This window comes from Nodularia harveyana UHCC-0300 (genome assembly GCF_034931085.1).
Taxonomy (GTDB): Bacteria; Cyanobacteriota; Cyanobacteriia; order Cyanobacteriales; family Nostocaceae; genus Nodularia; species Nodularia harveyana.
In genome coordinates this window covers 143996-153335 of record NZ_JAYGHG010000009.1, presented here as the reverse complement: position 1 = coordinate 153335, position 9340 = coordinate 143996, and the positions used below count along the sequence as shown (strand labels likewise).

The 9340-nt window shown below is 42.2% G+C and carries 6 protein-coding genes and 1 pseudogene; 5 read left to right on the top strand and 2 right to left on the bottom strand.

The annotated features are described in order from the left end of the window. Positions 1 to 364 (bottom strand): annotated as a pseudogene (locus VB620_RS08600) (RNA-guided endonuclease TnpB family protein); the annotation flags it as partial. 217 nt (positions 365 to 581) lie between these two features. Between VB620_RS08600 and VB620_RS08595 the strand changes: the two are divergent. The 5 genes from VB620_RS08595 to VB620_RS08575 all read left to right on the top strand — a co-directional run bounded on the left by VB620_RS08595 (position 582) and on the right by VB620_RS08575 (position 8254). Then, positions 582 to 1754, top strand: coding sequence for a Vgb family protein (locus VB620_RS08595; RefSeq protein ID WP_323195724.1), 1173 nt, complete (start codon positions 582 to 584; stop codon positions 1752 to 1754). 187 nt (positions 1755 to 1941) lie between these two features. Next, complete coding sequence (gene ispG, locus VB620_RS08590) at positions 1942 to 3168, top strand: (E)-4-hydroxy-3-methylbut-2-enyl-diphosphate synthase (RefSeq protein ID WP_323195723.1); 1227 nt, start codon at positions 1942 to 1944, stop codon at positions 3166 to 3168. A gap of 290 nt (positions 3169 to 3458) precedes the next feature. Next, entirely contained in the window at positions 3459 to 4745 is a 1287-nt protein-coding gene (gene ctpC / locus VB620_RS08585; RefSeq protein WP_323195722.1) for a carboxyl-terminal processing protease CtpC, read from the top strand. A gap of 219 nt (positions 4746 to 4964) precedes the next feature. Further along, a complete protein-coding gene (locus VB620_RS08580; protein ID WP_323195721.1) occupies positions 4965 to 5972 on the top strand; it encodes a zinc-dependent alcohol dehydrogenase family protein in 1008 nt (335 codons plus the stop codon). A 98-nt stretch (positions 5973 to 6070) separates the two neighbouring features. After that, on the top strand, positions 6071 to 8254 hold the full coding sequence (locus tag VB620_RS08575; protein ID WP_323195720.1) for a pentapeptide repeat-containing protein: 2184 nt from the start codon (positions 6071 to 6073) through the stop codon (positions 8252 to 8254). Positions 8255 to 8506: 252 nt separating this feature from the next. Here the strand turns inward: VB620_RS08575 and ilvN are convergent, their stop codons facing one another. After that, complete coding sequence (gene ilvN, locus VB620_RS08570) at positions 8507 to 9025, bottom strand: acetolactate synthase small subunit (protein ID WP_323195732.1); 519 nt, start codon at positions 9023 to 9025, stop codon at positions 8507 to 8509. Between the last annotated feature and the right edge of the window lie 315 nt (positions 9026 to 9340).

The window sequence follows — 9340 nt, the reverse complement described above, 5'->3', positions numbered from 1 at the left end:
GTTTCCTGGTTTCAGATAACTTCCATCCAGAAGTTTTATACTCCACTGAACGGCAATTTTTCTGAAACTTGGGATATCCCTTTTTACCGATAACGGCTTTTTTGCAGTTATCATAAAAACGAGCTATCGAACTATAAGCCCGTTCAATGGAAGCTTGGCAAGCACTTGAGTTCAAAGATTTGACAAAGGGAAACTCATTTCTGAGAGATTTACTGAGGCGATACAGTTCTTTTTGTCCTACTCCTCGGTTATCCATCCAAAAACGGATACTCTTGTTGCGAACAAATTGAGCGGTTTTAATCGCTTCATAAATAGCGGTATATTGAGTTGTTTTCCCTTTGGCTTTGAACTCTAAGACAATCATTTTATGTGGAAAACTTATACGCAAAGAATTATATCATCTAAAAGTTGCCGTAAAACGGCGAGGCTTTAGACCCAGTTTTTTGGTAAGAATTAATAGTTGTATTATGAGTGCTTTTACTGTAAAATCACCCTGTGAACTAATGAATAGTTACATACCTTTAGTCACTCAACAGCATTAAAACACATAAATCAAGCTCACTATGAGAACTGCGTTTAACATGAAACTGGTCTCTCTGCCAATCTCAGTAATTTTAGTTAATCTAGCTGTCACAACTATCAGTGCAACACAGGCACAGGCAACTTTGATAGTTAGTAATAGTGAGGGCAACAATCTTGTACTTTTTGACGAAAACACTGGCAGCTTTCAAGGTAACTTTACCACCTCTATTAATGGTGGATTACGCGATCCAGATGATTTAACTTTTGGACTAGATGGCAACCTTTATGTCAGTGTTGGTGGGAGTTCTGGCGGTAACTTATTAGATCCCTCATATCCTACTGATTCAGCTGTCTTACGCTATAGTCCCACGGGAGAATTTCTCGGTGTAGCTGCGGCCGGTAATGGATTAACTCGTCCTTACGGAAATGCCTTTAGCCCAGATGGAATACTCTACGTTAGTAGTTTTCGTACTAACCAAATATTAAAATTTGACCCGACAACAGGAAACTTCTTAGGTGTCTTTGCTTCCGATAACAATGACGGTCTTGGAACTCCTAATGGGTTAAATGGCCCTAATGATTTGCTATTTGGGACAGATGGTAGCCTCTATGTCACTACTCAGGGTTCAGCAAATCTTCCTAATGGTGATCTCGCTTTTCCTTATGAAAGCCAAGTTTTACGCTACTCTCCGGCTCAAGTTGCAGGCCAAGAACCAACTACAAATCCTACTATTTTTATTCCTCAACCTATCCCATCACCAGAAAGTTCTGGATTTGTCAGTTTTCTAGGATTAATACTTGCTCCCAACAATGATATTTTGGTCAGTGACTTTGCCGGTAGTATCCGACGCTATAATCCCACAGGTGTTTTAGTCGATACCTTATCAACGAATTATACAGGCACTATTCCCAGTAGCAATTTTATCGGTAACTTAACTTTTGGCACTGGTAGTTCTAGTAATAATCTTTATGTCGCTGGCTTCGATTTTACCAATCAAAATATTGGTTCAGTTTTAGCCTACAATGGCGCGACAGGTGATTCTACAAGTTTTAGTGGCACTCAATTTACTAACAGTAGCTTAGTCAGGTCTATTGGTATAACAGCCATACCGGAATCTGTACCTGAGCCTGATTTTAATTTCATGTTCAGTTTATTAGCCTTCAGTCCATTTTTCATGACTGTTGCTAGAAAGCGTCACAGTCAGAATAACTTCAAGAGAGTTTCAAAATAACTCTTCGGGATGAGGTGGCGATCGCTGAGTAGCTCTTGCGGGCTAGTTAATCTAGTTAACCCAACCAACATTTTTTAATCTTCTGTTTTGCTTTCCCATCGTCCAAAAATGCTCTGACTGTGGCAATCTGAAAGAAAGAGACTTTCAATCTGATATTTTAACCACAGCTAATTTACCTCATTAGGTTATGCAAACTCTGCCAACTCCGACAACCATTGACACCGCCGCAAATCAACCCATCTTTGACACCAAAATTCAGAGGCGTAAAACTCGTCCCGTTAAGGTGGGAAATGTCACCATTGGGGGTAACTACCCAGTGGTAGTGCAGTCAATGATTAACGAGGATACTCTTGATATTGATGGTTCCGTAGCAGCAATTCGTAGATTACACGAAATTGGCTGTGAAATTGTCCGCGTTACAGTACCAAGTATGGCTCACGCCAGAGTAATGGCGGACATTAAACAAAAATTAATTCAAACTTACCAAGATGTCCCAATTGTCGCCGATGTCCATCACAATGGCCTGAAAATTGCCTTGGAAGTCGCCAAACATATCGAAAAAGTGCGGATAAATCCGGGGTTATATGTATTTGAGAAACCCAACAATAATAGAAGTGAATATAGTAAAAGCGAATTTGATGAAATTGGCGACAAAATCCGCGAAACTCTAGAACCTTTAGTAGTTTCCTTACGAGATCAAGGTAAAGCCATGCGAATTGGCGTAAATCATGGTTCCCTCGCCGAAAGAATGCTATTTACCTACGGCGACACCCCAGAAGGGATGGTAGAATCTGCCTTAGAATTTATTCGCATTTGTGAATCTTTAGATTTTCGTAACTTAGTAATTTCCATGAAAGCCTCACGGGTTCCTGTGATGATAGCCGCCTATCGCCTCATGGCCAAGCGCATGGATGAACTGGGTATGGATTATCCCTTACATTTGGGTGTGACAGAAGCCGGTGATGGTGAATATGGACGGATTAAATCCACCGCCGGAATTGCCACATTATTAGCGGATGGCATTGGCGATACAATTCGTGTATCACTCACAGAAGCACCAGAAAAGGAAATTCCCGTTTGTTACAGCATTCTGCAAGCTTTAGGATTGCGGAAAACAATGGTTGAGTATGTTGCTTGTCCTTCTTGTGGGAGAACCTTATTCAATTTAGAGGAAGTCTTGCACACAGTCCGGGAAGCCACCAAACACTTAACCGGTTTGGATATAGCCGTTATGGGTTGCATTGTCAACGGCCCTGGAGAAATGGCAGATGCTGACTATGGTTATGTTGGTAAAACACCAGGTTACATTTCTTTATATCGTGGCCGAGAAGAAATTAAAAAAGTCCCAGAAGCCCAAGGGGTGGAAGAATTAATTAACCTGATTAAAGCAGATGGACGCTGGGTAGAACCGTAAAGAGGCAGGGGAGCGGGGAGCTGTGGGGAAAGAAGAGGCAGGGGAGCAGGGAGCAGGGAGCAGGGAGCAGGGGGGAAGATTTTTAGTTTCCAATACCAAGTTTCCAATCCCCGATACCCAATCCCCGATACCCAATATCCAATCCCTAATACCTTACTCCTGTTCCTCTTCTCTCCGGATTGTCAAGTATTTTAATGAAATTAGTAACACCTGCTTGGTCTGTACAGTGAAACCCTGTGTTAGATTGGGCATACTGACTATAAATTCCTCCCTCTGACGCAGCTGTCATTATGGTGATTACAAAAAGTAGACTTGTTTTGGGTGCTACGGCCGTGACTCTTTCCACGATTGCTGTCACTAGCCTTGGTATTCACTCTCGAGGTCAGGCTTTATTTAAAGCAAGTCCCAAAGAATTAGTAGACGAAGTTTGGCAAATTGTTCAACGCCAATATGTAGACGGTACTTTTAATCAGGTAGATTGGCTGGCTGTGCGGACGGAGTATTTGAATAAGTCGTACAGTAATCAGCAAGATGCGTATACATCCATCCGGGAAATGCTGAAAAAGCTGGATGACCCCTATACCCGGTTTATGGACCCTGATGAGTTCAAGAATATGCAAGTGGACACTTCTGGGGAACTTACAGGTATTGGTATTACCATCAGTCAAGATGAAGAAACTAAGAGAATCGTGGTGATTTCCCCCATTGATGATACACCTGCATTTAAGGCGGGCATTTTGGCAAAGGATGTCATCATCAAAATTGATGGTAAAACTACTGAAGGGATGGATACTAATGAAGCAGTATCCCTGATTCGTGGTGAGCCAGGAAGTAAAATCAAGTTGACAATTGAACGCGATGGCCGACCCAAAGAGTTTCAGATTACACGCGCCCGCATTGAAATCCATCCTGTGAAGTATTCCTCACAGCAAACTCCGGCAGGTAAACTCGGCTATGTGCGCCTAAATCAGTTCAGCGCTAATGCTAGCGGGGAAATGCAAAGCGCGATCAGAGATTTAGAAAGACAACGGGTAGAAGGATATATTCTGGATTTACGTCGGAATCCAGGTGGTTTACTCTACTCTAGTGTGGAAATTGCGCGGATGTGGCTGGATAGAGGCACAATTGTTTCTACTGTTGACCGCAAGGGTGAACAAGAGCGAGAAGTGGCTAGGGGACGTGCTTTGACTAATAAACCTCTGGTGGTTTTAGTGGATGAAGGTTCAGCTAGCGCTAGTGAAATTCTTTCAGGTGCTTTGCAGGATAATAAACGCGCTGTTTTAGTGGGTGCTACAACTTTTGGTAAAGGTTTAGTGCAATCGGTGCGTCCTTTGGAAGATGGTTCTGGTTTAGCGGTGACAATTGCTAAATATCTGACTCCTAAAGGTACAGATATTAATAAACACGGTGTGGAACCGGATGTGACTGTGAAGTTGTCTGAAGAACAGCTGGAGCAATTGTGGCTGAAGGAACGTGACAAACTGGCTACTTTAGCAGATCCTCAATTTGCCAAAGCTGTAGAAGTTTTAGGTAAGGAAATTGCCGCTACAGGGATGACGACTTCTGAGAGAAAGTGAATTTTTCTAGGATTCTAATGGGGTGTGAAGTTTTACGCCCCTTCCCATCAGGTATTTGATAGAAAAAAATTAGACATCGACCTAATTTAAATATGCTTTTTGCACAACCTTTGTAGAGAAGTTCCATGAAACCTCTCTACATTTTTTGTTGAAGATGTCTATTCTGTCCTCCGGATTGCGCTAAAGTTGCACATAACCGATATCTAGGAGGAAAGATTTGTGAAAGCAGTTGTGATGACAGCAGCCGGTAGCCCTGAAGTTTTACAGCTACAGGAAATACCAAAGCCGACTCTACCTTTAGGAAATACTCAACTTTTAGTCCGGTTGGTAGCTGCTGGTGTGAACCCTATTGATGCTAAACTCCGTCAGCGAGGTACTTTTTACCCTGAACAAATGCCGGCAATTTTAGGCTGTGATGGTGCTGGGGTCGTTGAGGCGGTGGGTGCTGGTGTTGGAAGATTTCGCGTAGGTGATGCGGTATATTTTTGCTATGGTGGCTTGGGCGCAGATCAGGGTAATTATGCTGAATATACTGTAGTAGATGAAAGGTTTGTGGCTCGTAAACCTGCTTCTGTCTCTTTTGCGGAAGCAGCAGCAGCACCTCTGGTCTTAATTACTGCTTGGGAGGCTTTGTATGAACGGGGAAGGTTGGAACCTGGGGAACGGGTTTTAGTTCATGCTGGTGCTGGTGGTGTTGGTCATGTGGCGATTCAGTTGGCGAAACTTAAGGGTGCTTTTGTTTGTACTACTGTGAGTTCTCAGGAAAAGGGGACTTTTGTAAAAGAACTGGGTGCTGATGAGGTAATTTTTTACAAAGAAACGGATTTTGTGAGTGCGGCGTTAAATTGGACTGGTGGTGAAGGTGTGGATTTGGCTTTTGATACTGTTGGGGGCGAGACTTTACACCAGACTTTTCCGGCGGTGCGGGTATATGGGGATGTGGTGACGATTCTGGAACCGAAGGCTGATACTATTTGGAAGGTTGCTAGGTTACGTAATCTCCGGATTGGGTTGGAGTTAATGCTGACTCCGATGTTGCAAGGTTTGGAGGAAGAGTTGAAGCATCATGGGGAAATTCTCGCAGAGTGTGCTAGGTGGATGGATGAAGGGAAGTTGAAGGTTGAGGTTAGTCGGGTGTTTCCTTTGGGGAAAGCTGCTGAGGCTCATCAATTTTTGGAGTCTGGTTCGGTGACGGGTAAGGTGGTTTTGATGATCGGTGATGAGTGATTGAATTTTTTTTTAACCGTAAAGGGGCGCAAAGGGGCGCGGAGTTAAGGTTTTGTTTATCTCTGCGTTGGTTTTTAGGATATGTCTGCGTTTTTTTGATGCTGGTTTTTTTATCTGTTCCTGGTGGGGCGATCGCAGCTGAACCAGAACGTAGTATTTTAACTTTGGAGTTGTTGCAGGAGCGATCGCAAAATCCCATTATCCTTGAGGGTAATTTGACTGTGGATTTACGGGAAATGGTGATTGATTTGCGCCCGGAAAATGGAAAGTTTCGTGATGATTTTTATCTGTTGCTGCGAAAGGAATTACAAAAGTCGGGAAGCAAACCTTTGGGTTTAGATTTGAGTAATTCTCTGGTGCGGGGGGATTTTTTGGGTAGTGATTTGGGTTTGCGAACTCCTCTCTATACGACCGTTATATCTAATGAAGAGTCTATAAATGTTTATGCTCCTACTTTGACGAGTAGTGAACAAGAACAATTAGCAAAGTTGCGTTTTATTTGTTTGCAGTCTTTGGTGATAGCGAAACGCGGGGAAGGAATCGCTTTACCTAAGTCTAAGGACTGTCGCGCACTTTTAGCCAATCAACCCACGGCTTCTAGTGAAATTAACGTTTTCCGTGGTTCTTTAACTTTGGTAAAAACTCGGTTTACTGGGGAGGTAAAGTTTCCAAATACTTTCTTTTTTCAGACGGTGAATGCGGAAAATGCAATTTTTTTGCAACCCACTAACTGGAATGAAACTAGATTTAACCGTTCTGTAAGGTTCTCTGGGGCTAATTTTCGGCAAGTTACTAATTTTAAAAGTAGTGTGTTTTTTGATGATCTAAATTTTGAGAAAGCCGAATTTCAGGAAATGGCTGATTTTCAAGATAGCACTTTTATTAAAACTACTAAGTTTAATCAAGCTAGTTTTAAACAACCAGCTAAGTTTTTGCGGACGCAATGGGAAGGAAATGTTGATTTTTCTGCTGTGCGCTTTAGTCAACAAGTACAGTTTACTCAGGCTAATTTTTATAAGTATGTTTTCTTCACAGAAGCTATTTTTGAGCAAGCGGTAATTTTTCGAGATGCTATCTTTAGCCAAGCTGTGAATTTACGTGGTGCTAGTATTTTCAATCAAGCTGATTTTAGTGATGCGAGGTTTGCTAAGGAGGCTTTTTTAAATGTTCCTGGTTTAACTTTTAATTCTAATCAAGGCAAAATTTTAGGTAATCCTGGCGAAATTGGTCAAATGTTTCGGGTTCCTACTTCCCAAGGTAATCAAAATGTTTTGCGAAATTTGGGGCAGAATTTCCGCCAGCAGCAGCAAATCGCGGACGCAAATCAGTTGGAATATACAAAACAAAAACTGCGTTTGCGGGAATTAAGCCATCGTTTGGTGGATAGGAATATTAATCGTGCGACCCGTATAACTTTGATTAATTTGGGTTTTAGTCCCAGTCAGGTGGAGGCGATCGCCCAGGGTCGGATGATTAAACTATTTCGCAATCGCAGCGATTTATTGAGTTTAGCAGATATTGATTTGGAAACATACAATCAATTGAGCGATCGCCTAGTGGTTGCTGAACCCCTTTCCCCTGGTGGGTGGTTGTTACAAGCTGCAAAATGGTTGGCTTTGAGTGTACTTTTACTGCTGAGTGGCTATGGTACGAGTTTTTGGTTAGTGTTTGGTGTGGGAGGGGTGGCGATCGCCTACTTCGGCTGGCTATTTTGGCTGATAGATCGTTACCGTCGCTTACATCCATCCCCCATTATTCCCACATATTATGAAACTATTTGGATCTTTGCTGGTTTCACCTTTTTAACACTGTTTAGTTTATTAGCTATCTTCCGTAATGCGGAATACCCTTGGCTGACATTGGGGTGTCTGGCGATTATTATTATTCCTTTACCAGTAACTTTAATTATCCAACTTTATCAACAAGGACGCTATCACGATTTAATGGATGTTTCCTACTTCACCGAAGACGGAACTTTTAGACAATTAAGATTATTAATTGGGCGATTACCCGTCATCCCTAGAAACGAAACATTCCGCGAAAGATATATGCCTTTGTTGTGGGATCGTCGTTGGAATTGGTTAAATTATTATGATTTTAGTTTGAATAATTTAGTCAGGTTAGGCTTTAATGATATTCGCCTCCGAGATCAACATTTACCAGGAATTATCGCTACCCTTGCTTGGTATCAGTGGAGTTTGGGCGTACTTTATATCACTTTAGTTTTATGGACTCTTTCTCGGACAATTCCCGGATTAAACTTGTTGATTTATTTGAAGTAATTTCTATAAAAAATGAAAGTGCAGACAGATTTGTACTACCCTGCAAGGGTCGAGGGCGGGATTAATTTGAGGTATAGCACCCGCCAAGGTGGTTAGGACAAAAATAGATCATAAAACCCTTGTAATTCAGGAGTTTTAAGCCTGCCCCCCTGCTCCCTGCTCCCTGCTCCCCTGCTATATTATTAAATCTGTTTGATTAAGAAAAATTTGTGGGAGAACAACATATTTGCTGGCTCTCCACACATTTGATCATTAAACCTTGGCTTCTAAAGACTTCAGCAACTCAGTATTGACACGGGACTCACGAGTCAGGGCTATTTTGCCAGTGCGGGCGATTTCTTTCAGACCAAATTTTTGTAATACTTGGACGATCGCCACCATTTTACCAGGATCTCCCACAACTTCTAAAGTCAGAGAATCTTCGGCCACATCTACTACTCGCGCCCGAAAAATCTGCGCCAGTTCCACCACTTCTGAACGATTACTGCTACTAGCATTCACTTTCAAAAGCATCAACTCTCGCTCTACACAAGGAGTTTCGGTGATGTCTTGTACTTTGAGGACGTTGACCAACTTATACAGTTGCTTGGTGAGTTGCTCAATTACGCGATCGTCTCCAGGTACAATCATCGTAATCCGCGAAACTCCTCCTTGCTCTGCTGGACCAACTGCGAGGCTTTCTATATTAAAGCCACGACGCGCAAATAAACTGGAGATACGGGAAAGAACACCCGCCTCATCTTCTACTAAAACTGAAAGGGTATGTTTCATCTCTGCCAACACAGGCTCAGGCAAGAATTTTATTGACATACTCCCACACTCCAGCCAGCTGTCAGTGTGAGCTTCTCAGCGACTCCCGGTATCCCGTCGGACATTAACTGAGCTTTGCTTATACTGTACGAGATGCCGTTTCGCACAGTTGAATAATACAAAATGTGAAATCTTTTATACGCTCAAATTTTAAACCGCCCATAATACGAAGACTTGATAAAAGTCTACTTATTGGGTAAAGTTTTATACTTTAAACGACCAAGATAGTTTCACAAAAAGCAGTTAGCTATTATTGGATTAATCTGAACGAGTATA